This window comes from Chthonomonas sp., assembly GCA_016788425.1.
Classification (GTDB): Bacteria; Armatimonadota; Fimbriimonadia; order Fimbriimonadales; family Fimbriimonadaceae; genus JAEURQ01.
In genome coordinates this window covers 124628-148979 of record JAEURQ010000002.1, presented here as the reverse complement: position 1 = coordinate 148979, position 24352 = coordinate 124628, and the positions used below count along the sequence as shown (strand labels likewise).

General features: G+C 60.3%; 19 protein-coding genes. 7 read left to right on the top strand and 12 right to left on the bottom strand.

Annotated features, from left to right (window positions below):
* Positions 1–75: 75 nt before the first annotated feature.
* Both fabF and acpP read right to left on the bottom strand, forming a co-directional pair.
* On the bottom strand, positions 76–1326 hold the full coding sequence (fabF, locus tag JNJ45_02540) for a beta-ketoacyl-ACP synthase II (protein ID MBL8047538.1): 1251 nt from the start codon (positions 1324–1326) through the stop codon (positions 76–78).
* A 9-nt stretch (positions 1327–1335) separates the two neighbouring features.
* Positions 1336–1569, bottom strand: a complete 234-nt coding sequence (acpP, locus tag JNJ45_02535; protein MBL8047537.1) for an acyl carrier protein — start codon at positions 1567–1569, stop codon at positions 1336–1338.
* 93 nt (positions 1570–1662) lie between these two features.
* On the opposite strand from acpP, the gene pyk reads away from it, so the two are divergent.
* The 3 genes from pyk to JNJ45_02520 all read left to right on the top strand — a co-directional run bounded on the left by pyk (position 1663) and on the right by JNJ45_02520 (position 4187).
* A complete protein-coding gene (pyk, locus tag JNJ45_02530) occupies positions 1663–3072 on the top strand; it encodes a pyruvate kinase (protein MBL8047536.1) in 1410 nt (469 codons plus the stop codon).
* Positions 3073–3119: 47 nt separating this feature from the next.
* Positions 3120–3386 carry a hypothetical protein gene (locus JNJ45_02525; GenBank protein MBL8047535.1) on the top strand — a complete coding sequence of 89 codons (267 nt, stop codon included), beginning with the start codon at positions 3120–3122 and terminating at the stop codon, positions 3384–3386.
* Between the two features lie 78 nt (positions 3387–3464).
* Positions 3465–4187, top strand: a complete 723-nt coding sequence (locus JNJ45_02520) for a hypothetical protein (GenBank protein ID MBL8047534.1) — start codon at positions 3465–3467, stop codon at positions 4185–4187.
* Between the two features lie 80 nt (positions 4188–4267).
* Here JNJ45_02520 and JNJ45_02515 read toward each other — a convergent pair whose 3' ends face one another.
* The 6 genes from JNJ45_02515 to JNJ45_02490 form a co-directional block, all read right to left on the bottom strand.
* Positions 4268–5959 (bottom strand): hypothetical protein, encoded by a 1692-nt coding sequence (locus JNJ45_02515; GenBank protein ID MBL8047533.1) that lies wholly within the window; start codon positions 5957–5959, stop codon positions 4268–4270.
* Positions 5928–7895 (bottom strand): hypothetical protein, encoded by a 1968-nt coding sequence (locus tag JNJ45_02510; GenBank protein MBL8047532.1) that lies wholly within the window; start codon positions 7893–7895, stop codon positions 5928–5930. The genes JNJ45_02515 and JNJ45_02510 overlap by 32 nt, the downstream gene beginning before the upstream one ends.
* Before the next feature lie 53 nt (positions 7896–7948).
* Positions 7949–10768 carry a hypothetical protein gene (locus JNJ45_02505; GenBank protein ID MBL8047531.1) on the bottom strand — a complete coding sequence of 940 codons (2820 nt, stop codon included), beginning with the start codon at positions 10766–10768 and terminating at the stop codon, positions 7949–7951.
* Positions 10769–10937: 169 nt separating this feature from the next.
* Complete coding sequence (locus JNJ45_02500; GenBank protein MBL8047530.1) at positions 10938–13007, bottom strand: hypothetical protein; 2070 nt, start codon at positions 13005–13007, stop codon at positions 10938–10940.
* Positions 13008–13177: 170 nt separating this feature from the next.
* Positions 13178–13723: a dephospho-CoA kinase gene (gene coaE / locus JNJ45_02495; protein MBL8047529.1), complete on the bottom strand. Its 546-nt coding sequence runs from the start codon at positions 13721–13723 to the stop codon at positions 13178–13180.
* Between the two features lie 64 nt (positions 13724–13787).
* Positions 13788–15248: a S1 RNA-binding domain-containing protein gene (locus JNJ45_02490; GenBank protein ID MBL8047528.1), complete on the bottom strand. Its 1461-nt coding sequence runs from the start codon at positions 15246–15248 to the stop codon at positions 13788–13790.
* Positions 15249–15328: 80 nt separating this feature from the next.
* Between JNJ45_02490 and JNJ45_02485 the strand changes: the two genes are divergently transcribed.
* Complete coding sequence (locus tag JNJ45_02485) at positions 15329–16261, top strand: hypothetical protein (GenBank protein MBL8047527.1); 933 nt, start codon at positions 15329–15331, stop codon at positions 16259–16261.
* Here the strand turns inward: JNJ45_02485 and JNJ45_02480 are convergent.
* A complete protein-coding gene (locus JNJ45_02480) occupies positions 16229–16873 on the bottom strand; it encodes a hypothetical protein (GenBank protein MBL8047526.1) in 645 nt (214 codons plus the stop codon). The two genes, JNJ45_02485 and JNJ45_02480, sit on opposite strands and share 33 nt — an antisense overlap.
* Positions 16842–17603: a polyphosphate kinase 2 family protein gene (locus JNJ45_02475; protein MBL8047525.1), complete on the bottom strand. Its 762-nt coding sequence runs from the start codon at positions 17601–17603 to the stop codon at positions 16842–16844. Before JNJ45_02475 ends, JNJ45_02480 begins: the two co-directional genes overlap by 32 nt.
* A 115-nt stretch (positions 17604–17718) precedes the next feature.
* Between JNJ45_02475 and JNJ45_02470 the strand changes: the two genes are divergently transcribed.
* On the top strand, positions 17719–19938 hold the full coding sequence (locus JNJ45_02470; protein ID MBL8047524.1) for a DUF1080 domain-containing protein: 2220 nt from the start codon (positions 17719–17721) through the stop codon (positions 19936–19938).
* Between the two features lie 74 nt (positions 19939–20012).
* Positions 20013–20729 carry a 50S ribosomal protein L1 gene (gene rplA / locus JNJ45_02465; protein ID MBL8047523.1) on the top strand — a complete coding sequence of 239 codons (717 nt, stop codon included), beginning with the start codon at positions 20013–20015 and terminating at the stop codon, positions 20727–20729.
* Between the two features lie 71 nt (positions 20730–20800).
* On the opposite strand, the gene JNJ45_02460 is transcribed toward rplA, so the two are convergent.
* Positions 20801–21298 (bottom strand): hypothetical protein, encoded by a 498-nt coding sequence (locus JNJ45_02460; protein ID MBL8047522.1) that lies wholly within the window; start codon positions 21296–21298, stop codon positions 20801–20803.
* A 138-nt stretch (positions 21299–21436) separates the two neighbouring features.
* On the opposite strand from JNJ45_02460, the gene glyS reads away from it, so the two are divergent.
* Positions 21437–23428, top strand: coding sequence for a glycine--tRNA ligase subunit beta (glyS, locus tag JNJ45_02455; protein MBL8047521.1), 1992 nt, complete (start codon positions 21437–21439; stop codon positions 23426–23428).
* A 52-nt stretch (positions 23429–23480) separates the two neighbouring features.
* On the opposite strand, the gene JNJ45_02450 is transcribed toward glyS, so the two are convergent.
* Complete coding sequence (locus JNJ45_02450; protein MBL8047520.1) at positions 23481–24317, bottom strand: hypothetical protein; 837 nt, start codon at positions 24315–24317, stop codon at positions 23481–23483.
* Positions 24318–24352: the final 35 nt, after the last annotated feature.

Genomic DNA, 24352 nt, shown 5'->3' with positions numbered 1-24352 from the left:
TTGACCATAAGGTAAAGTTATTTTTGGGTCCGAGGGTAGTTGTTCCTAAGGGGAGAGAGTACGCCCGAGGCCCGCTTAGGCGTCGCGCTTCAGCACGAGGCACGCATTGTGCCCGCCAAACCCAAACGAGTTACTCAACGAGTACTGAACGTCCGCCTTCCGCGCGCCTTCGGTGATGTAATCGAGGTCGCATTCCGGGTCCGGAGTTTCGTAATTGATCGTGGGCGGCAAGATGCCGTCGCGCATGGCCAGCAAGCAGAAAATCGCTTCCAGGGCGCCGGTCGCGCCAAGCGTATGCCCGATCATGGACTTGGTGCTCGACATCGGAATCTTGTAGGCGGTCTCGCCAAAGAGCTTTTTCACCGCCGCCGTCTCGCCCTTGTCGTTCAACTGAGTCGAGGTGCCGTGCGCGTTGATGTAGCCGACTTGCTCGGTGGTAATTCCAGCCCGATTCAGCGCGTTGCGCATGGCACGGACCGCGCCCTCGCCTTCGGGGTGGGGAGCCGTAATGTGGTGGGCGTCGCTGGTGAATCCGTAGCCCACCACTTCGCCGTAAATCTTCGCCCCGCGCGCCACCGCGTGGTCGTAATCTTCGAGCATCAGCACGCCCGCCCCTTCGCCCATCACAAATCCGTCACGATCCGCGTCAAAGGGTCGGGAGGCATGCTTGGGGTCGTCGTTGCGCGTGCTCATGGCGCGCGCCGCGCAGAATCCGCTGAGGCCCAATTCGTTGATCGCAGCTTCGGTTCCGCCCGCAAGCATCGCAATAGCGTCGCCGCGCTTAATCATGTGATAAGCGTCGCCGATTGAGTCGGTGCCCGTGGCGCAGGCCGTGACCACGCAAGTGGAGGGGCCGCGCAAACCGAGGGTAATCGAGGTCATCCCGCTCGCCATGTCGGGAATGATGTAGGGCACAAAGAACGGCGAGACCCGCGAGGGGCCACCTTCGATAAGTCGGTGAGCGTTCTCGGCGAGCACATTGTGGCCGCCAATTCCGCTGCCCACGAGCGCACCAACCCAGTCGCGGTTGTCGTCGTTGAGGGGAAATCCCGAGTCGTCCAGCGCCATTCGCGAGGCCGCGACGCCGTACATGATAAACCGGTCGAGGCGCTTGGCCTCCTTGCGGTCCACCCAATCTTCGGGGTTGAAATCGCGAACCTCGGCCGCAAAGCGCGTGGAGTAGTCGCTGGTATCCATGATGGTGATGTTATCCACCGCATTTTCACCGGCCAAAATTTTTGGCCAGGCTTGTTCGATACCTGTACCGAGCGGCGTGACCGCTCCAATACCCGTGACTACAACTCGACCTGACGCCCGAGGTTCCATAGGTCCTGGTTAGCCTGCCAGGTAGTCGACGACGTCCTTCACCGTCTTCAGGTTCTGCACGTCTTCGTCCGGAATGTCCTTGCCAAACTCATCTTCCAGGGCCATGACCAGCTCAACTACGTCCAGCGAGTCGGCGCCCAAATCTTCGGTGAAGCTACTCGCTTCGGTCACTTCTTCTGCCTTTACCACGAGTTCCTTCACGGTAATGTCGATCACTTTTTGCAAAATTTCGTTTCGATCCATCTGACTTCTCTGCGTCCTGGTTAGGATACGAGTGCGAGTGTACCGCCGTTCCAACTTCCAAGGAATCGCATTCCCTGCCAATATTACTATAAGGTGAGACGCCGTACCAAAATTGTCGCCACGCTGGGGCCCGCGATTCATTCGCAAGAAAAGCTGCTAGCCCTGCTCCAAGCGGGCGTCAACGTGTTGCGCTTGAACTGTTCTCACGGCGATTGGGATGCCAAACGTCAGTGGATCGCCTGGCTACGCGATTCGGAGTTTTCCAACCGCGTCGGAGTCCTTGCCGACCTCCAGGGGCCTAAAATTCGGCTCGGCATTTTGCCCAACGACGCCGTGACCTTGGAGACCGGCCAAACCGCCACCATCACCCAACTCGATGGCCCGCACCTGAGCGTGCCCGACGAACGGATTTTTAACGCGCTCGCCCTCGGCGATCGCGTCCTCATTGGCGACGGCCACGTCGAACTCCGCGTAACAGCGCGGGTGGACAACGCCGTGATGGTCTCCGTGATTTCGGGCGGCGTGGTGAAAACCAAGCAAGGCGTGACCGTGGTGGGGCGCTCGTTCCCGGTGGAGAGCCTGACCGCCAAAGATCGCGACGACGTGCGCCAAGCCTGCGCGGCGGGCGTGGACTTTATCGCCCTGAGCTACGTTCGCACCGCCGACGAAATGGTGGAGCTTCGCGATCTCGTGAACGACTATGATCCGTTCATCTCGCTCTGCGCCAAGGTGGAGACGCGCGAGGCCGTCCGCAATATCGACAGCATTATCGAAGCCAGCGACGTGATCATGGTTGCGCGCGGCGACCTGGGCCTGCAAGTGGATATCGAGGACGTACCGATCATGCAAAAGCAGATTATTCGGCGCTGCTTGCGGTTTGGCAAGCCGGTGATTACGGCGACCCAGATGATGGAAAGCATGATCGATTCGCCTCGCCCAACCCGCGCCGAGGCCACCGACATCGCCAACGCCGTGATGGACGGCACCGACGCCTTGATGCTGAGCGGCGAAACCGCTGCCGGCAACTTCCCGCTGGAATGTGTGCGCACCATGGCCAAAATCGCCGAGCGCAGCGATGGCGCGTTCGACCACGAAAGCCATTTCGATCGATCGCACTTGGGGCAAAAGGATGTCGACATTCGCCACACCGAGGCCGTGGCTCAATCCGCGGTGCAACTCGCGACGACGCTCAAAACCAAGGCGATTGTCTGCACCTCCACCAGCGGCATGACGCCACGCCTCGTGGCCAAATTCCGACCCGATTGTCCGGTGTTCTGCGCCACCTGGGATCCGCGCGTGCAACGGCGACTTTCGATTTCATGGGGCGTGGAAACCGCGCTCGTTGAGTTTGCCGATGCCAACGAAGAGGTGGTCCGACGCGCGATCGGCGGTTTTAAAGACACAAAGCGCTTACGGTCCGGCGATCCTGTGGTCGTCACGGCTGGCGTTCCGGCGGGCGTTCCGGGCCGAACCAACCTGATTCAGTTTGAATTCGTAGATTAATCGCGCCCACTTGGTGTACTATAGCGAGTACGTCCAGGATGGTCGTCATGAAGAAACGAAGGAACGGTTCGCGCATCTTACTGATCGCCGCATGTTGCGGGGTCGCCCTCAGCCTGCCCGTGTGGCGCGAGGTTCTCCGCCAACGCAACGAAGCCAAGCTCGCTCGCGAGGCCACGACGGCCGTCGCCGCCCGTAAGAGCAGCCTGCTGATGGAGCAAGCCAACTTTGAAAATCCGGCCCGCCGCGAAGAAATTTTGCGCGCGCACGGTTACCTTCGCCAAGGCGAATCCCGCGTCGAAGGCGATACCAAGTAGCCTGGCACCAAAGTCCTAGGCAAAATTTCGCGGGAACTCCCCTGCGTGCTTCGTTTGTAAATGCAGTTGGAGGAAACGATGCCTTTTACAAACATTGCTTATTCAGCCTTGCTCGTCGCCGCTGGTGCGGTCGGTCTGCATTTAGTCGACGACGCCACCCCGGTGCAAGCCAAAACGCCGCCGAAGGTGGAAGTTCAAAAGTCGGCCGCCAAGGACGTGGAGGTCTACGTGAACGGCCAGCGCATCCAAGTGAAGGCGGGCGAGCCGCTCGAAATCAAGATTAAGTCCAACGGCAAGGAGCGGATCATGAAGGTCCACGTCGACGCCGATGGCATGAGCAACTCATGGGAAATGCCCGACATGAAGTCGCTCCACAAGCACTTTGAAGACCTGAAGTTTGACTTTAAGGACCTGAGCGAGCTCAAGGAACTCGAAGGCTTCAAGGACTTCGACCTCAAGGTTCTGCCCCGCTTCTCCCCGGAAGACTCCGAAAAGATGATGAAGGAAATGGAAAAGTTCCACATCGAAATGAAGGACATCAAGCCCGACATGGAGAAGATGAAGATCGAGCTGAAGAAGATTAAGCCCGAGATTGAGAAGGGCATGCGCAAGTGGCAAACCAACTCGCACAAGGACCTGATCGCTTCGCTCACGCCAGAACAACGCGCAAAGATGAAGTCGCAAGGCTACTTGCGCGCGAGCGACCTGACGCCGAGTCAGCGCGCCAAGGTTCCGACTGATGGCGACTGGACAATCTCCATCAACACCGACGGCGAGAAGTTCGAGTTCCGCAGCAAGTAGGTTTGTAGCCTCGAAGCATGAGTCACACCGGCGAATTTCGCCGGTGTGTTTTTTTGTAGCTCGACCAGGACGGCCCCAGGTTACGGTTGAATCTGCTCTACGTAATCCGGTAGCGCCGGAAACGCGGGCAGCGGATGGTCGCGCAAGTCCCGCAGCTTCACCACGGTCGTCTTCCCCGCCAGTCCTTTCACCGTAAACACGGCCCGCCCTTCGGCGGTTCCCCATGTGTAGTCGGCCTCGCCATCGATATCCACAATCTCGTAGCGACGCACGCAACTGAGCCGCAACGTGCCGCCCGCGAAGGCGAGCGAAAGCACGGTTGGCGTGCGCCGGAACGTGGGCAGCGGCCCGGAAAGAATGCGAATTGGGCTCTGCCAAAACCGCCCGAGATTGTCGGCGGGCTTTGCCGTGAACAGACTCTTACGGACGCCTTCGAGCACGCGCAGCGAACCGGCTTGCCGCCGGGCGATATCGCCGGCGTGGATCATCCCCGCGAGCGCGCGATCGCGCGCGGTTCCGCTGAACCCGGCCAGCGCCATGTAGGCCGCCACGCGGTTGTTTTGGCCCTGCGCCAGGTAGCCCGGCTCCCACGCCGCCATGTCCACGCCGCGCCACGCTTGGTCCAGATCATCCGACTTGCCCGTGAGCAAGAGCTCAAACCAGCCGGCGTAGGCCAGTTCCCAGTAGCCGCGACCTTTCGAATCAAACCGAGTGGGGTTGTTCGTGAGATTGCGCGACCACGGTCCGGCCGCGGCAAGGCGAGCCTGCGAATCTTCCATCCACTTTTTCGGCCCCGGCGCAATGCTCAAGAACATCGCCTGAATCGCTTGCCGGTAGTAGTTCGGCGGGTCTTGCGCCTCGCCTTGCAGCAGCGGCGCGATCATGCCCGTGCCGAGCGGTCGCCCGCTGAGCTTCGGCAGCATCGGAAAGAAAATTGTCAGTTCCTTTGTTCGGCTAAAGGCGCGGACTCCGGCGACAATCGGCTTCTTCATCACGTCCAGCGGCGAACGGACTTCGAGCATGTAGCCGTTTGCGCGAGCCGCATGGGCTGCGGCGGGCACCATCGCGCCCGGACGGTCGAACACCCAGGTCGCGTTGACGCCGCCCGCCACGTTCTCAGCGCGGAAGTTCACCAGTTTCGGAATCGGTTTTTCCCAAAACGTCGCCAGATTTGCCACGCGCGTGGCGAGTTGGCCGAGGCTTTGCACGCCGCTCGTGCCGACCGATTCGTGCCCGGTGGGGAGCAAAAACCGCACCCAGCCTTTGTAATCGAGGGGTGATTTCACGGTCCAGTCGCCCGTGCGGCCCTCAACCTTCAGGGTCGTCTTGCTGGAGAGGAACGACATCATGACCGGCGGTTGCGCCTCGCCAAACGAGATCATGAGCCACTTGCTCGGCGGCACCGGCACGCCCGGGCCGGCGCTGCCGCCCGGCCAGCTAAGGAACGGCGCCGTCAGCGACCGACATCGCAGCCCGATGCCATCGGGAAAATACGCTTCGATGCCGAGCCCGGCCTGCGCCAGGCGAAACTTGCTGGGGTTGAGCGAGCGCACGTTGGTGACCAGCAACCGCTCCATCGCGTTGACGTATTGCGGCGTGGGAGGAGTCACCGGCTCCCAGAAAAGGAGCTTGTCCGATGCCGGAACGGCGGCTCGAAGGCCCTCCTGATCAAACTCAAAATCGAGGAGTTTCGGCGACGAATCGGCAAAACCAAACGGGCCGAACGCTTGCGCCGACGCGCTAGAAACCAGCCCCCAACAATTCAAGACCAAGGCGACGTGTACGACTCGAATAACTCACCCCAACTTCTATGCCCTGAATCGGCCGGCTGATAATCAAGCTGGTCTCGCCGAAGTAACTATCGGTGAACCGGTCCAAGGAATGGACGGCTTGGAAACGCCAAGCCGAACTGAGAACATACCCGACGCGCCCGGTCAAGTTGTACCGCCGTGCGTCGAGCGTCTTGCCGCCGTACAGTCCCAGCGAGAAGCGCCCCTGATCCCAAGTCGCGCTGGCGTTCACGCGGTGCCGCCCGGTGTTGAACGACGAGGAGATCGGGTCTTCCAAGAAATCGTAGCCCGCCTGCAACGTGCCAAACCGCCCGAGCAATTGGTACACCGAGGTGGTCCATTGAAACGCGGTGCCCTGGCTTTGGTTGCGCGCTAGACGGTGGGTGATGGCCACCGCGCTGTTCATGCTGGTGCCTTTGGCTAGGCGCAGCGAGTTGGTGTAGAACCGCCCGCGCACGCCGACGTTGGAACTCGACCGGCTCTGCCCGCCCGATCGGGAATCGAAATGCAGCGCGGTAAGACCTAGTGTGTAGTTGATGCCGCTCTTGCCTAGGACCTCGGGAATGTTATCGAGCGCCAGTTGGTGCGTCGCGCTGCCAAACGCAAAACCCTTGAGCGAGCGGTTGTTGGTCAGCGTGTAGTTGAGGCTGCTCTTGCGGAATTGCTGCGCCACTTGAAGGTTCGCGAACAGGCTGGAGTGGGCCGGCGAGTCGAGCAAAAAGTTGACCGTGAGCTTGTCGTTGAGGCGAAGATATTGCTGAAGTCCGGCGCTCCAGTCGCCACGCGAGATGCCGCGCAGCAGGAGCGAGCCATCGTTATTGGCGCCCTTGTTCCAGCGATGCTCCAAGTCTATAAAGTTGCCGCCGGTGGCGCCCGCACCGGTGGAGCTCTTCAGACCCGATCGGAGACGGAGCAGGCTGCTCGACTCGGGCTTGAGGCTCAAATAGTACGGGTAGCTTAGCGCGACCTGGCTGTTGGTGATGCTCATCACCTGCTCGCCAAGAAGGGGCGCGTTTGGCTGAGTGCCCATTTTTAGCAACGGCAGCCGCAGAAGGCGACGCCCTTCGAGAGTGACTTCCGCCTGCCGGAAGTAGATGTAGCGGTATGGCCACACAGTCGCGCTCTTCGCGCGCACATCAACCCCTAGCCCGGCCACATCGGCCATTTCGAACCAACGCGGGTTGGTGGTGAGCTTGTATTCCGCCGCTTGCAGCCCGGTGAGCTCGACCACGCCAACGACTTGGCGCTTTTCGACCGCGACCTTGACCGGCCATTCGGGCTTGATACGCGGGCGCGGGCGATCCACTGTACTGACCGCATAACCGGCCTTGCGATTGAGCTGATAGTACAGCTCGCGAAACACGGTGCTTTTGCCCGAGATCGTGACCAGCGCGTTGCGGGCGCGCACCTCGAACTGCGGCACGTTAATCTGCAGATCGTCGGCTTGGATCTCGATGTTGCGATAGGTGATGCGCGCGCCGCGGTTCGGCGCGCTTACCATGATGATGCGATCGCCGCTGGCGAAGAGCAGCTTTTCCGGGCCGCTGACCTGAATAAAATCTTGAAGCTGATTGAGTTCTTCGGCGGTCGCGACGAACTCGTAATCAATGGTGGTGTTGGTCGCGAGGCGCGGCACGCTTGCCGTGACCTTGGCGATGCCGGCCTGCGTCGGCGCGAGCAGAGTCAGGCGGGCGATCCCGTTGCGCGTCGTGACAATGGTCTCGTTGATCGTGCCGATGGTGGTGGTCAGCAGAACCTGCGTGCCATCGGCCACCAGCCGTCCCGTGGAGTCGCGGACCTCGACCGTCACCGTGACGTTGGTGCGGCCATCGCCCACGGCGATCGCCGGGAAGAACGTCATTTGCGCCGAGCCGCCATTGGCCCACGCGAAGGTCAGCAGGCAAAAAAGCCCAACCAAAAACGCGCAAAAACGGGGTCCGAGCCTAAATGCCCGAACCCCGTTGTGAGTCATTATCGAACGACGTTGACCGGAACCAGCTTGCGAACTCGTTCGCCAGTGGAGGTTTCCGCCACGATTTCGACTTGGTAGACGCCCGGGGCCACCGCACGGTTTGCGTTGTCGCGCATTGTCCAGGTCGCCGAATTTTCGCCGACGCGGTCTGCTCGACCACGGGTCACCGTGTAGACTTCGCCGCCATTGCTACCAAGAACACGAATCGTCGTGTTGGCGCTCGACGAGAGGCTGTAGTTGATGGTGAACGGAGCGCGGACATCCTTGCTCGGGCGAGTCACGATCACGTTGCCGATCACTGCCTTGGTGGCGAGGCCCGGTTCGATCTGCACCTTCATTTCGCGGGTCGAGTTGGCTTCCATCTTGAAGCTGTAGCTCGAGGCGAATCTCAGGTCGCGAGTCGTGTTCGTGGTGGTGTCCACCAGTTGAACGCGAACGTTGCGTGGGATCGAGTTGACGTTCGGCCAGAGCAGAGTGACATCACCCGCATCGTTGGCGCGGACATTCACCTTGAACTCACGGCGTCCCGAGGTTTCGCTGAGGACTTGGGCCAGGCGAGCCGGCTTGCCATCCACGGTATCCAGGACCGAAAGCTCAACGCTTGCGTTCGGCGAGCGCGGCGGCTCGTAGACTCGCAGACGAGTTGCCTCAGCCTTGTTCTTGGCCACGCCAATGAAGTTGCTGCTGTCCACACCACTATCGGTGCGAGCGACGAGGTTGAGTCGCCACTGCTTGTCCGATTGCGTCCAGGCGTTTGCGGCTTGTTGGCTTCGGGTGGAACCCGGCAGACCAGCGGTGAACACCGGCGGCCAGCTCAAGCGAACCGGTTGGAAGCTTGTGACATAGATCCAGTAGCCTTGATTCGGCAGAAGCGTGTCGGCGTTCGAACCGGTGAAGGCGTAGCTGCCCGAAGTCGGGTCAGCCGGATCGCGTTGCCAGAAAGCAAGGCTCGGGCTCACGAGTTGGTTTTGCACCATTTCGGCCCACGTCAGCGATCGCGAAGGATTGTCTTCGGCGAAGCCCACGAGTTGGCTGAGCGGAATCGGGTAGCTGTACGGGTTCCCGATTTGGTTCCAGCCCGGTCGAAGGTTCGTCACCAAACCACCGGTCACGTTGTCGGCCGCCGGTTGAGCGCCCGTTAAATCCAGAACTCCGGTATCCAAGTCGGACACGATCCAGATGGCTTGGCCGCGTTCGGCCGAAGTCACCGGTACATATTCGCCGGTGTCCGGATTCCAGCGGTAAGCATAGAAGTCTTGACCGTTCACGAGCGGATCAAAGATCGCATCCAGCGAGGTATCGGTGAACGACCACGGGAAGCTCACCATGTTCGCACCTTCACCAAGTCGAACGTTCGGGCTGCTCGCGATCTTGAACTTGCCGGCGAGCGTCTTGACCGGACCGGGCGTCGGCTGCACCGTAACTGTGTAAGGCACTTCCGAAGGCGATGTACCATCGGTCTCCAAGTCCCACTGAACCGTGCGAATCTGCTTCGGGTTGATCGAGGGGATGATCTTCGTAATCGTTTCGCCGGGAGCAAGGCTTACGCCCATGCCTTCTGGCAAATTGATCGTCACCTTCACGTTGTTCAGGGTGATTTCTTGATCGAGCTCAGCCAGCGTATTGTCGACGTGGACGAATACATTGAACGGGTTCGGAGCAAGCGCGCCGCCGTTCGGGTCGTTTCCAATGAGCAAAGGACCGTCCAGAACCGCCGAGTAGGCGGCCGGAGTGGTGCCCACATTGGTGGCGTAGCTGGCCACCGACCAGCTCGAACGAATATAGTTGACGAAATCGACCGTGCCGCCTGCGCCAACGTTTTGCGGTTGGAACGTTTGCACGAAGGCCATATTTTGCACGGCCACGTCCGAGCGCTCTCGAAGGGCCGGGGCACCTGCGTTAAGAACAGGGTCGCCGGTCGCCGAGCCGTAAGCCGGGTCGTTGAACACGCGCGATTCCATGTTGTTGTCGCGGGTGAGATATAACTCGTCTTCCATCGCGAAACCGGCGACGGGGCTGTGATCCGGAACCGAATCATTCGCTTCGTTTTCGATTCGCAGGCCATAAGGTAGAGCCTGTCCGAAAGTGAAACTCACCGTGGTCGGGAAGCCCGGCGTGGTGCGAACCCACGAGCGGCCTTCACGAATCGGTCGGTTTTCCGGAGTAACAATGTACGAAGGATAAGGCGGGTTGCCGGTGCCTTGCTTGACAATACCGGTTGCGCTCGGCAAGTTTGCGCCAGCTTGCGTCCAGGGCTGGGTGTCGCCGGTTACCGGATCCACATAGCTGCCGGGTTGAGCAAACATGCCCGGCCAAGCGCCGAACTTAAGACCAAAGGTTTGGGTGGTCGTGCCGGTGTTGGTCATGCGCCAGCGCATGCGGATGGCGTCACCAACAGCGTCAGCGCGCAATTCTACGCGGCAACCACCGTTTTCGGTAAGGGAGATAAAGTAGCGGTTGCTTGCTCCAACAAAGTGGCCAACGCCATCTTCGCCAAACAGATAGCTCTTCTCGGCGTCAGCTGGCACGTCGGTCGGATCGAAGCGAACAATGCGGGCGTAGCAAAAATCGCCAGCGGCATCGCGGGGAGCGCCCACCGTGTAGGCCAAGATGTCGTCAAAGTCGGTTTGACTACTCCCGGTTCCAGCCGTATAAAAAGCAAATCGGCCCTGGGCGGAGAGGGTTCGGGCGGTCGGGGCATAGCAAGGTCCAGTCATGCCTCCGTAGGTAACGGTGCCGCTAAGACCCTGGGTAATGCTGATAAAGCGGTTTCCGATGCCGCTCACGCCGTAGTCGGTTGAATACGGAGCCGTATTCATCGGATCAATACATTCGTTAACCCACATTTGGGCAAGTGCGCTCGCTGGCAGCACGCCCAATCCCAAGGCAATAGCAAGTAAAGCTGTTCGATTTTTCATTGTTTGCTCAGTTGTGCCCTTCTGCGGTTAACAGAAGGGCACGGTTTTGGCAGTCGTAGGTTCAGACGTCCTACGGATTGGGAGGATTCGTTGGTCTTTTGAATCTTTGCGGTTGGCTAAAGATAAAACCACCAACGGGGCCGGGCTTGTCCGCCACGTTTCGTACGCCCACTCTCCACCAGACTTCCGACACGCCGGGGAAGACGGTCAGAACGTCAGCGATTGCTTCCGGAGTCGCAATGTTAGCGCTGGAAGAGTTATCCACGAAGGACTTCGACGATCGCACGGTGCCCGTGAAGCTCAGGTCTGCGGAGAACTGAATCACGTATTCGAGGATGGCCGAGGCACCCGTGGGGCGCTGCACTTGGAAGCGGAACACCTGCGGCGTGGTGACCGTGATGTTGTTGATCGGCGATTGAGCCAACGGTCGAGCGTACGGGGTTGCCGTGCTCTTGGAGGCCGTGCGGCTGCTCACGAAGTAGCAGTCGCTATCGCCACCGGTCGTACCGCCGGTGGTCGTACCGGTCGTGGTGCCGGTCGTCGTACCCGTGGTCGTGCCAGTCGTCGTACCCGTGGTCGTTCCCGTCGTCAGTACTTGGTAGTACGAGTACAGGTCACGCGGAGCTTCGAAGCCACCGCCCGAGCTCAGCGAGCGTCGAGCATCGGAGAAGCCAGCGCGAGCGCCGAGACCACCGGTCAGACCACCAGTGGTCGTGCCCGACGTGGTACCGGACGTGGTGCCGCTGGTCGTACCCGAGGTGGTGCCACCGCTAAGGCCGCCCGTTCCACCCGCCGTACCCGAGTTTCCGGTCGAGTAGGGGTTGTCCAGAGCTGCGATTCGGTAGAACAGTTCGACCGAGTACACATAAGGCACACCCGATTGGTGCGGAGCCGTCGTGGACGTACCGCCGGTCGTCGGCGTCGGACAAGTGGGGTCACCCGTCGTGGCCTTCGTGTAATACGTGCCCGCCGGCGAAATGCCGTAGTCCTTCACTTCGGGAACGTCGCCAAGCGAAGCATCGCTGGCCACGATGACCGGAGCCGAAGGCTGGTCGGATCGCCAGATTTGCCACAGAATGCGTTGGCTGCTGCCCTTGACGAAGCTGTCCGGGCGCCACTTGACGAGAACGCCGAAGCGATCGTCGGGATCAACAAACGCTTGAGCCGTAACCTTGGTGACAGCCGCGTTGCCACTGCTCTTTGAGCCAAGCACGAAGACCAGACCAAGGATGATGGCGAGCGAGACGATGCCCGAGGTATTCGCCTTACCGCGAGGCTTGATGACACCCACGCCACCGCCGGCCTTGAATTCCGGATCGATTTGCGGAGCGTCGAAGACAGCTTGGATGCGGTCGCCGGGCTGAATGCCGCGCGTCGACTTCGTCAAGCGAACGTAGGAAGTGTCGGGTTCGACCAGGGTCACTTCGGCCATGCCCACCTGTTGGCGGCCACGAATCACGATGACCTTTTGGCCTTCCTTAAAGCCCGATCGGATGCCCATGTTGACCAAGGCATTCTTATCGGTCGTGTTCAGTACGGTGCCCTTCGGCAAAACGTTCGAGGCAACGTTGTTCGCGGCCAGGTTGGCCGCGCTCTTCAAAGCATCTTCGTAGAGCGTTTGGTCGCTGGTATCTGCGGGCCGCACCGAAGACGTGCCGAGAACGGCCGCGCCATTGATGGGCATGCCCGAAGCAACGTCGCGAACCACAACTCGCACCTTCACGTCAGCCACCTTTTGGCCGTCGCCTAGCTTGCGAATCTGTTGGTTCACCAGTTCCCCGGTCACCACGCTCGCCACGCCCAGGCTCTGACCGACTCGCATCAACTGATCCTCTCGCGTTACGGGCGACGCAAAACCGAGATTCTCGATTTCGCGATCCACCGTATCGGCGGGCACCATTTCGGCAAACTTCACCAACTTGGCGAGCTCATCGTTCAGTGCATTGGAACCAGCCTTGCTCATCTCGATATCCTTGATGGGCTTGGCAATATAGAATGGCATCACTGCCCACTGCTCTCGGCCGTCCGCCTGCGCCACTGCCTTCCTTGCTAGAAGAAAGGAGTAGAACGGCAGAACTAGCGCAAAGACCAGCAGATAGCTGATAGCCTTGAACTTGGTTGTCTTGACGAACTGCCTCATCGGCCTGCGTCCTCCTGTTTACTCATCCTCAACTCTTCCTGTGCGTGATCCAACCGAGGTTGAACTGGGGGATCTACACGCAAGCCCCATGTTAGTCGATTCTTACAGCTTGTTGCTGACCCTGCTGGGGACAACTTGCCCAAGAAACATACCGGGGGAGTATAGCACCCCTACCGGTCCTGAGTTCGACTTCGCCGTAGGGCTAGGTCTATCTGACTTAGGACGTTCGATCTCTCGCCGTTAGTTCTAAAAATTTCATCGGCAAATGAACACCGCACCGAATCTGCCACCTGGGTGGCAAGCAGGGCGCCTGCATCCTCAAGGGAGAACCCACGACCTTGTAGGCGCTTAAGCTGAGTCTCCCGGTCGCACGAGCACACCCACACCTCATTAAATCGGTGAAAGAGCCCGGCCTCGATGAGCAGCGGGACTTCGGCGACGTCGGAACCGCTCGTGAAAATTGTATGAATAACGTGCCGGTGCGAGAGCTCGTTGAGGGCGCGTCGCTTAGCGGGCTCCCGCAGAATCGCGGCTCGGACCAATTCGCGGGTCGGCCGCGCGGTATCAAAGACTTCCGCGACGCCCACCAAAAAGGTCTCGTCCAGCCACAGGTCGGCCACCACCTGGTCGGCACTAATCGTGGCCCAGCCGCGATCGGCCAACGCATGCAGGATGGTTGACTTGCCCGAGGCCGCGCCGCCAGTAATCGCGATCATAGAGATACAAAAGATGCTGACAGATTTTCATCTGTCAGCATCGTGTTCGCCGATTGAGGAAAGGTTATTCGCCTTCCGACTCTTCGGTGGTCTTGCTGAGCAAGCCCTTGAGCATGCCCAGGCGCTCGCCGATGGTCGCGCCACCGCTCGGTTGGCGGCTGCTCGAACCCGGCATATCGCCCGCTCCGTCGTCGCGGCGACCGCGACCTCCGCCTTGACCCGGCTTGCGGCGCGGACCCGTGCCCGAACCGGTTCGCGGACGATCCGACTCGTAGTTGGTGTCGGCCACATAATCTTCCGGCGGCTCAATGGCGTTGCCCGCTTGTCGCAGAGAAAGCACCATGCGGCGCTCATCCGGCTTCAAGTCGATGACGGCCATCTCGATTTCTTGATCGAGTTCCAGCACGTCGCTCGGCTTGTTGATGCGGCGAGTCGAGATTTCGCTGACCGGCAGGAATGCTTCGGCACCTTCGGGCAATCGAATGAATGCACCGCTCTGCACCAAGCGACCCACCTTCGAGGTGATCTTGTCGCCAATCTTGTAGTTTTCGCGAATGAGCTTCCAGGGATCCGGGAGCACTTGACGGAGACCGAGGCTGATCTTGCCCGTGGTCTCGTCCAAGCGAAGGACCATGACCTTGATTTCTTGGCCTTCCTTCAGCACTTCGCGCGGGTGGTTAATGCGCATCCAGCTCATTTCTGAGATGTGGAGCAGGCCATCAATGCCGCCGAGGTCCACAAACGCACCGTAATCCGAGAGGCGGCGAACCGTACCTTCGAGAACGGCACCGGCCGTGACTTCGTTGAAAATTCGATCCTTGACTTCGCCGCGCTTTTCGTCTTCGGCTTGTCGGTTGGAAAGGACCACCTTCTTGCGTTCGCGATCCAGCTCAATGATCTTGAGTTCCATGGTTTCGCCAACAAACTTGTCAATGTTGCGGAGCTTGCCGTTGCCAACGTGCGTCGCCGGGACAAAGCCGCGCACGCCAATGTCGGCCACGAGGCCGCCCTTCACACGCTCGACGATGGTCGCTTGCATGGTTTCGCCCTTTTCAAACTGGTCAATGACCTTGTACCAAGTGGCTTCGAAATCGGCCTTCTTCTTCGAGACGACCGGGTTGCCATCGCTGCCCGAGGGGTTGATGACGACGACCATGATCTTATCGCCCACATTGACCACGCCTTCGGCGGTCGTGAGACTCGTCTCAGAAAGTTCGTTGAGCGGGATCACCGCTTCCGACTTGCGGCCAAGGTCCACGAACACGCGGTTCGGTTCGACAAGGATGACCGTCGCTTCGATGCGGTCGTTCTTGTTGAGGCGGCGATTTGCGTCTACCGAGCCTTCGGTATCAAGCTCGGCCATCGCGGCGAGGAACATGTCTTCGTCGGATTGAGCTGAAGCTGCGGGTGCAGCAGGCGCGGCAGGTGCCGGGGTCGGAGCCGTTACCGGCGCTTCACTGGTCGGTGCGACCGCTTCTGAAGTTGCTTCCTCAGGGGTCGTGGTCATGTCGTCTTGAATGGTCATGAGTGGAAATTCCGTAGAACGGGCGAAAGTGTACCCGACCAGACTCGCCAAACAATAGGGGCGTGTAAACTTGATCCCGCATGCGCAAGGCGGTGATTGATGTCGGCTCGAACTCGGTGCTTTTGGTCATCGCGGAACACCGTGATGGCGCGTGGCGAACGCTGGATGAGCGCACTCAGGTGACGGCCCTCGGCGACCAAACCAAGGTCACCGGATTGCTGAGCGAAGCCGCCATGGGGCGCACACTCGCCGCTCTGGCCGAGTTCTTCGCCGTCGCCCGAGCCACCGACGCGCCTTGCATCGCCGGAGCGACGATGGCCGCGCGAATCGCGACCAACACACCCGAGTTTCTGGCTCGCTGCGCCGCGCAAGGCACGCCGGTGCAAGTGGTGTCCGCCCAAGCCGAGGCTCAATTGGGCTTGTTCGCCGTGGTGGATGACCCGCTTTTCGCGAGCGCTGAGCGAGTGACGATCATTGATCCGGGTGGCCATAGCACCGAGATTTGCACCATTGATCGGGTTCGCGGGCAGGTCGAGTTGCGCAAGTCGGTTGCCGTGGGGGCGCTTGGAATTCGCGACGAATTCGCGCCCGGCGGCGTGGCGGACGGCCCCACGATGATGGCGATGAGCGCGACGATCGATCGCGAAATCGGCATGGAATATCGGCCGCACACCTGCGGCACGGTGGTGACGCTCGGGGCGACCGGCACCAATCTCGTCAGCATTCGCGAAAAGCTCACGAGTTGGCAACCGGACCGCGTGCATGGGCAGATTCTTGACTACGAAGAGGTGAGCAAGGCGGCGGGTTGGCTCGGGCCGATGACGGACGCCGAGCGCGCCCAGGTTCCTGGAATTGAGCCCGGACGCGAGCGAACTCTACACATCGGCGCGTTGATCCTCGAACGCTTTTTGTGGGCGTGTCACGGGCTGGATTGCGCCGTGAGCGTCCGCGGTTGGCGCTACGCCGCTCTAGATCACGGCTTAGTATTGGCGGATGAGTTGCAACGTTCCTAGGTCAATCTTGACCGGTAGACCCTTTTCATCCAGCCAAAAGGTCTTCATGCCATTCGCGATTTTGTGGCTGACGATCTTGCGGTTCCCCGCGAAGAGAGTTTCTTTGCCAATGTAGGAAACAAGCCTGTCGTCGAAACGCAGCGACTCGGAATTGAATTCGTACCCGCGATCTTGCGATCCGGCGCGTGGTGTGGCCTTCACAAACCAAAACACGCTCGGGCTGCTGAGACTGGCCCCTTCGGGGACCTTCACTGTCTTCGTTATGCGACGGCCGTCGGTCACCACTTCAGCCTTCACCGAACCCGCCGAGTAACTCAGCAATGTGGTTTTTTTGCCGGCCGGAGATTTCTGCACATAGTTCTCCCTTATGGGTCGGCCATTCTTGTTGTATGTTCCGCGCGCGGCAAACTCCGACTTCCCTTCGGCGGTCGAAAAGTACAGACTAAAGTAGTTTTCGAGACCACCTTCGGGCAGCTTCTTGATGAAGTACTTACCTTGCCCAACCACGCGCCCGCCGACCATCACGTTGTAGGTGGCTTGGGCGTGACCGAGCCCCGCAATCGCCAGCGCGGCGAATACGTTAAGACTTCGGCAAACTCGCGCGGTATGCACTCAGTTCCTCCTTCGCTTCGACGCCAATTTTGACAAGCTTCTCCTTCCACTCCGACGCTAACGGGCGAAGAGTGTTCACCAGAATCTCAGTGATCGCCAAGTCGCGCTGCGACTTCTTGTTCGCGGGAACCACGTACCATGGCGCTTGCTCGGCGCTGCACTTGCGAATAACATCTTGATATGCGGCTTGATAATCGTCCCAACGCTCGCGCTCTTTCCAATCGCCGACGCTGAGTTTCCACGCCTTTTCGGTCTCTTGCTCGCGAGCGATCAGACGTTCTTCTTGCTCCTCCTTACTGATGTGCAGAAACACCTTGACAACCATCGTGTTGGCCGTCGCGACGACTTGCTCAAAGTTGTTGATGTGCTCGTACCTCGCCGACCAGACTTCCTTCGGCACAAACTCGTGGACGCGAACGACCAGAACATCTTCGTAGTGGCTGCGGTTGAAAATGCGCATCTCCCCTCGGCCGGGAGTCTGCTTGTGGCAACGCCACAAAAAGTCGTGCGCCATTTCTTCGGGCGTCGGGACCTTAAAGCTGGCGACGCTGGCCGCCTGGCCGTGCAGAATGCTGAAAATGTGGCGGATCGCCCCATCCTTGCCGGCGGTGTCCATGCCTTGCAGAACCAGGAGCAACGAATGCTGCCCGGCATAGAACATCAGGTCCTGCAGTTCGTTGAGTTCCTTGCCCAACTTTTCGGTGCGCTCCCGCACCTCCGCCTTGTCCATGTCCAACCCCTTCGGGTCAATGTCCGTTAAGTTTGCGGAATTAGGCGCATCAAATTTGTGATACAGAGGCAATTTCGACTCACTCCTGCCGGTCGGCAAAGGTAGATTATCCCTAATGTTCTCGGTGGCCGCCCTCGTACTTTCATCGGGACTGACTCCCTGGGCTCAAGTTCAAGGCTCGCCGCCGGTCATCCGCGCGACGGTGGATGGTCGGGCGCGATCGCTCGTATTGCCCCTTGCCCCAGCCATGAGCGTCGTGTTCGACGCCGCCACGGGCCGACTCCGCAAGGTGTGGGCGGGCGGATTGCGCGATGGCAAGACCGAGGGCGACGCCTACGCCGAAGACCTCTTGATGAACCCGACGTGGCGCGTGCGGCAAGGCAACTCCGCCGACCGCGTGCCCGCCGTGTTTCGCGGGTATCGAATTCGCAAGGGCGTCGCGACCTTGTTGTACGACATTCCCTTTCAAGGGCAACTGTTTCGGATTGAGGAGACGCTGACCGCGACGGAGAATCGGCTGGAGCGCGTGTTCAATCCGATTGATTTGCCGAAGGATGTGCGACTCAGCCTGACAATTCCCCTGGATCTGCGGCAACCCGCCAGCACCAGCGGGTCCCTGGCGGACGCCGAGGAAACCGGCATGTCGCCGAGTTCGATGCAGCTCACGCTGCGCAACGATAGCGCGACCGTCGTTTCGACCACGTTCTCGCTTGCTGCCCCCGGCAAACTGCAGATTCCCTCGCCGCGCCCCGCAGCCAAGGCCTACGAAACCAGCGATCGCCCCTTTCCGTTCACCACCTCGCTAGTGAGTGAGGTTCCGGCCGACGCGAACTGCTTTGAGATTCTTTCAAGTGGCCGCGCCATCGTCGGCGATCGCTCGCGAGTGTTCATTTTGGCGACCGGCCAAACCCTCGCCAGCGGCCTCGATGATTGCCTCGCGCTGCACATGGTCGGCGGCAAGCTACTGGCGTTGCAACGCGGCGAACTCACTGAGCTGACCGACCTCGACCAAGACGGCGTGTTTGACCAATACATGGTGCGCGCCACGGGTTGGGCATCGTCAAACGCGCGCGACTTCAGCGTCACGCCCGATGGCACGTTCATCGTCACGGACTCGGGCGTCGTGACCGCTCGCCCCGATGGCACCATTGAACCGAGCACGGAAACGATTAGCGGGGCCACCTCGGTCAGCACCGGCCCCAATCAGCAGCGGCTGGTCGCCGCTCCGGGTGCATTTGTGCCCTGGGCGGGCGGATCGCCCCTTCGCGTGCCGACTCACGCCTCGCCCAGCAACATGGTCCCCATCGTCGCGAAGCCGTTTGCCGGGCAATACGTGTTCGGCCGCACCGATGGCCCGGGCACCTGGCGCTGGATTCCCGAAGTGGTCAACGGCACCCTGCAGGGCGCGATGATCCCTATTTCGGGTGCGTGGTCCGAGCGGCTCGCGGGTCCCAATTTCTTCGCCATGGGCGGTGGTCAACTTGTAACCATCCGGCCTCGAACCGGCACCTTCTTTGAAATCGTGGACGCGAGCCTCTTTGCCAACGGCATCGAACTCGTGCTCAGCGAGTCGCTCAGCGAGGGCATGGGGCTTAGCGTCGAGGACTACACGGCTGAAACTTGGGAAGGGAAAGCCATGCCGATCACCACGGTCAGCGTCAACCGCTGGCGCAACCGCGTTTTCCTCGAGATTCCGAGCCTCGCGAGCGGTCAACTTCTGGGCGTGCGGCTGAACCAAGGGCTGACAAGCACCTCAAATCGCCTTCTCGGAGCGCGCGATCTCTGGTATTCGGTCGGCCGGGTCCCCGCGAAGGCGGCGGTGGTCACCCCCACACCCGAGCCCAAAGACCCCGCCGGATTCTCACCTCTCGCCCTGACCGCCAAAGGCGGGCAGTTGTGGTCCAACGATTCGCTTGCCAACTTTGAGCTGAGGTTCCGTTGGCGCAGCACGCCGGGCGGCGCCACGGCTTTGTACCTGCGAGTACCCGGCGAGGCCGTCCCCGCCAAAACGAGTTTGCGCGTGTTGCTCGGCGCCCCGACAGGCGGCGGCTCGCTCGACTTCTTCGAGGCGGCCAAGCATCGCCCCTTGCGCGAGCCCGGCCATTGGAACGATTCGCGCCTCATCGTGCAGGCCGGCGTCGTTGAGCATTGGCTTAACGGGTTGCGGGTGTGGCGGTTCAATCTCGACAACGTGAACACGCGGGCGCGGGTCGCCGAGAGCGAGCCGGGCAAGAACCCGGGCTTCGCCAAGGCTCGTGCGGGGATGCTCGTGTTCGAAGGCGGCAACGCCCTGGCCGCGAGTCTCGACAATATTCGGGTCAAACGAACGCGCTAATCGGGTATCCTTTCAGGTTCCTGTGGGAGGCTTTCGGGCCGCTACTACCACGGAGGTCTCAATTGAAAAAGAATATTCGCAACAAGACTCGTCATTCGGCGCGCTACTCGGAAGTCGCCAAGACCATTGAGAAGGATGCCCTGCACGGCGTAGAAGAGGCGATTGTCGCCGCTAAGAAGAACGCCAACGCAAAGTTCGTCGAGAGCATCGACATCAGCGTTCGCCTTGGCATAGACTCCCGCAAGAGCGATCAAAACGTGCGCGGAATCACCACCCTGCCCCACGGGACCGGCAAGAAGGCCGTCGTGTGGGTGCTGGCCAAGGGCGACCTGGCCAAGGAAGCCGAAGCCGCGGGCGCGGACTTTGTGGGTGCCGACGAGCTGATCACCAAGATTCAAGGCGGCGAAAAGAACTTCACCGTCGTTCTCGCGACCGACGAAATGGCTCCCCAAATTGGGAAGATCGGTAAGGCGCTCGGCGCCAAGACGCCCAACAAGCGCAACGGCACCGTGACCAACTCGATTGCTCAAGCCGTCAAGGAACTCAAGTCGGGTGCCCGCGTTGAGTATCGCGCCGACAAGGGTGGCGTGGTCCACTGCAGCATCGGCCGCGCCAACTTCAGCGACGATCAACTGCAAGAAAACTTCAAGGCCGCGCTCACCGCGATTGTGAAGGCGAAGCCGGCGAGCAGCAAGGGCAAGTACCTGCTCTCGATCACCGTGACTTCGACCATGGGTACCGGCGTTGGCGTCGACCCGAGCATCGCGCAAAAGTTCGCCGGCGTCGCCTAAGCGACCTGACCGCAAAAGTAAAGTGGGCTCCCTCTTGGAGGGAGCCCACTTTTTGTTGTAAGCCGCGAGGCTTAGAACTTGTAGCCTACGAACACGCCAACCGAGTTGGCCTTGGCGCCGTTTGCATCACCGCTGAGAACGGCGGCTGCTTCGGCGAAGATGTTCGCATTCAGACGAGTCCCGATGCCGCCGCGAACGCCAAACACGGTCTTAGCCGAGGTTACGTCCATGAACACCAGACCCGCGCCGAGGAACGAGTAGAACTGCTTGCCCGGCTCATCGCCGAGTCGCACGTTGAACATGATCGGGAACATGTTGCCCTTGGCACCGCTGCCGCTCTTGCCATACCAATCGAATGAGAAGTAGTTCTTGCCCCCCTTCACGAAGTTGGACGGTGCTTCGAAATCGAGGCCGATGGCGATCATGTTCTTCGTCACGTTGCGAGTGGTGCGCTCCAGAGGATAGACGCCGCCCAAGCGGATCGAGAGGTCGGTAGTGTTGATGAGCGATTGTTGGCTAAATGCCATAGCGGACGCTCCCAGAGCCGCGATCAAAAGTAGCTGCTTCATGCTGTTTTCCAGTCGCCACGTCCATCGACGTGTAGGGCAATTCTACACAATCCGGTCGGGCCTCGTCCGAAGATACGTTCGAAGGAGGCCAGAAGTCGCATCGGAGGTACAAGTTCCAGAACGGTAAACTGGTGCGCTATGCCCGAACTTGTTTTCGAATTGGGTTGCGAAGAGCTTCCCGCCGGGTCGGTGGCGCGCGCCAGCCACGACCTCGCCCGACATATCGAAACGGCCCTCGCTGAAGCGGGTATTGGATTTGAGCGCACGGAAACTTTCGCCACTCCCCGCCGCCTGATCGTGATCATGCAAGGGATTGACCTTCGTCAACCCGACCGCAACACCACCAATCGCGGCCCCGCGCTCTCGAGCGCGTTTGACGCCGACGGCAATCCAACCAAGGCGCTTGAAGGCTTTTGCCGGGGGCAAGGCATTTCGCCCGCGGAGGTGCGACGCGAGGGCGATTATGTGTGGGTGGACAAGGTTGTGGCGGGTCGCCCTTCGGCCGAGGTTCTTGCCGAGGTTCTTCCCGCGAGTGTCCGTAGTTTGACCTTTGACAAGACCATGCGCTGGGGCGCTTCGCGCATGCGGTTCGCGCGCCCGATCCGCTGGATCGTCGCCGTCTTCGACGGGCAGATCGTGAACTTTGATATCGAAGGCGTCGTCAGCGGCGGCGAGTCGCGCGGCCACCGTTTCTATGCTCCGCAACCCTTTCCGGTGCGAACTGGCGGTCAGTTCATTCGCGATTTGGAAGCCCACCAGGTGCAGCCCGACGCGGCCAAGCGCCGCGCGATGATTCTGGCCGGCGCCGAGCTCGCGCCGACCGGCTGCCAGGTCGAATGGAGCGACGATCTGATCGACGAAAACGTGTACCTGACCGAATGGCCGCAGCCGCTGCTGGGCAACTGGTCGAGCGATTATCTTGAGCTCCCCGAGGACGTGCTGATCACCGCCATGGCCAAACACGAGCGCATGTTCCCGGTTCGCCAAGGGCAGGGCAAGCTCGCGCCGCACTTCCTTTGGATTCGCAATTCTGGCGAAGAGGACACCGTGCGAGGCGGCAACCAGTGGGTGCTCAATGCGCGCTTTAACGACGCCAAGTTTTTCTTTGACGAGGACAAAAAGTACGATTTGAACCACTTCCTCGGCATGACCGAAGCCATGCTCTTTCAGGACAAGCTCGGCACCGTGCGTCAGCGCGCTGAGCGTCTCGAAGGCTTCATGGATGCCACCATCGGCGGCGAAAATGCCCGCTTAGCCGGACGCTACGCGAAGGCCGACCTCACGACCGGATTAGTCGGTGAACTCGCCTCTCTGCAAGGCAAGGTCGGTGGCGAATATGCTCGCCGCGAGGGCCTGGCCGCCGAGGTTTGCGACGCCATTGGCATACAATATGTGAACCCGGCCGATGCCGAACTCTCCCCGCTGGCCGCGGGCCTCATTGCCGCTGACCAATACGACAAACTCGCCGGATACCTGGGCATCGGCGTGGTTCCGAGCGGCTCCAGCGACCCGATGGGTCTGCGCCGCGCGGCGACGTATCTGATTTCTCTGGGCTTCGCCGGGCACCTGGACGACCTCCGCGTCGGCCTTGAGATCGCGCTTAAGGAGTACCAAAAGCAAGGCATCGCGGTGGATCCGGCCGCCGCAAACCAGGCGCTCATGACGATTCTGGAAGGGCGATATCAGGCGATGGTGGATGCCCGCTACGACATTCTGAACGCCGCCCTAACCGAACAAAACATGGTGCGCCCGGCTCGCGTGCTCAAGGCGGTGGAAGAACTCACCGCGTTCCAAGCGAGCGCAAGTAATGTTGAGACCGCGCTCCGGCCTGTTCGGATCGTGAATTCGACTTTGGAAAAGGGCCACACCGACTGGCTCGCGGTGGAAGCTATTACCGACGCGGCACTCAACTCCGCCGAGGGCTCGGCGCTCCTCGCCCAGCTGAAGCAAACCCAACCCGGCGCCGCGGGAATCGCCTCCCTCTGCCCGGCGATTCACGCCTTCTTCGAGTCGACGATGATCATGGACGACAACGCAGACACACGCCGCGCCCGACTCAGCCTGGCCAAGGGTGTCCGCGACAAAATCCTCGAGATCGGCGATCTGACGAAGCTCGTCATCGAAGGCTAAACAGAAAAAGCCCGCCGCTCATCGAGCGACGGGCTTCTTTGCGTCTGACGATTTACTTAATCGTCGAGGCCTTGATGATCGAGGTGGTGTTGCCGAACATCGGGAGTTTCACGCCCATGTCCACCATATCCACCGTCATTTCCTGCGTCATCTTCATATCGATGATCAGGAAGTTGCCGGTTTCAGCGTCAATCGTCACGACCGAATCGTTGTCCATCTTGCCGGTGATGGCCATCTTCATGCCGGCCATCGGGTTGTCGCCGCCGCCTTGCTCCATCATCTTGCTCAGGTCCATGTTCAGGTTCAGCGGGCCCTTCACCGAGATTTCGTAAGCCTTCTTGCCATTGATGTCCTTCACCGAGAGGAACTTGGCCTTCAGCACTTGGTCGGTGTCGAACATCATGCCGTCCTTCGGAACCTTCACGTCCCAGCCGTCGCCGACCTTCACGGCTGCTTCCGGGAATTGGACGCCGCCGAGGCTTTGTCGCATCGAGCTTTCCGACATCATGCGGAGCATGCCCGGCATGCCTTCAATCTTCATGTCCTTGATGCGGTTCATGCTGTCCATGGTCGCCATCACCGAGTACTCCTTCGGCATATCGCCGCCCATTCCGGGCATGCCGCCTTCCATCTTCATGTCGATGTCGAAGTACTTGATTTCCAGGTTGGCTTCCTTCTTCGCTTCGTCAACCTTGGTGGTCTTGAACGAGATTTTGCCGCTCTGCGTAAAGGTGGTCTTTTGCTCACCTTGACCGAAGGCGCTGATGTCCACCGTGGTTTCGGAGGTCATGGCCATGTTGTAGGTCATGGTTTCGCCCATCTTGAAGATGCGGCGCAGAGTGAAGGCGTCCTGCGCTTGGGCCACGCCCACTGCGCCCAGCGCCAACATTAAAACGAGAGTTTTCGAAGCATTCATAGTCTTTT

Excerpts from the sequence above, each read along its gene's own strand:
- fabF (MBL8047538.1), bottom strand. The coding sequence starts at position 1,326 with ATGGAACCTCGGGCGTCAGGTCGAGTTGTAGTCACGGGTATTGGAGCG.
- acpP (MBL8047537.1), bottom strand. The coding sequence starts at position 1,569 with ATGGATCGAAACGAAATTTTGCAAAAAGTGATCGACATTACCGTGAAG.
- JNJ45_02525 (MBL8047535.1), top strand. The coding sequence starts at position 3,120 with ATGAAGAAACGAAGGAACGGTTCGCGCATCTTACTGATCGCCGCATGT.
- JNJ45_02520 (MBL8047534.1), top strand. The coding sequence starts at position 3,465 with ATGCCTTTTACAAACATTGCTTATTCAGCCTTGCTCGTCGCCGCTGGT.
- JNJ45_02505 (MBL8047531.1), bottom strand. The coding sequence starts at position 10,768 with ATGAATACGGCTCCGTATTCAACCGACTACGGCGTGAGCGGCATCGGA.
- JNJ45_02500 (MBL8047530.1), bottom strand. The coding sequence starts at position 13,007 with ATGAGGCAGTTCGTCAAGACAACCAAGTTCAAGGCTATCAGCTATCTG.
- coaE (MBL8047529.1), bottom strand. The coding sequence starts at position 13,723 with ATGATCGCGATTACTGGCGGCGCGGCCTCGGGCAAGTCAACCATCCTG.
- JNJ45_02490 (MBL8047528.1), bottom strand. The coding sequence starts at position 15,248 with ATGACCATTCAAGACGACATGACCACGACCCCTGAGGAAGCAACTTCA.
- JNJ45_02485 (MBL8047527.1), top strand. The coding sequence starts at position 15,329 with ATGCGCAAGGCGGTGATTGATGTCGGCTCGAACTCGGTGCTTTTGGTC.
- JNJ45_02475 (MBL8047525.1), bottom strand. The coding sequence starts at position 17,603 with ATGGACAAGGCGGAGGTGCGGGAGCGCACCGAAAAGTTGGGCAAGGAA.
- JNJ45_02470 (MBL8047524.1), top strand. The coding sequence starts at position 17,719 with ATGTTCTCGGTGGCCGCCCTCGTACTTTCATCGGGACTGACTCCCTGG.
- JNJ45_02460 (MBL8047522.1), bottom strand. The coding sequence starts at position 21,298 with ATGAAGCAGCTACTTTTGATCGCGGCTCTGGGAGCGTCCGCTATGGCA.
- glyS (MBL8047521.1), top strand. The coding sequence starts at position 21,437 with ATGCCCGAACTTGTTTTCGAATTGGGTTGCGAAGAGCTTCCCGCCGGG.
- JNJ45_02450 (MBL8047520.1), bottom strand. The coding sequence starts at position 24,317 with ATGTTGGCGCTGGGCGCAGTGGGCGTGGCCCAAGCGCAGGACGCCTTC.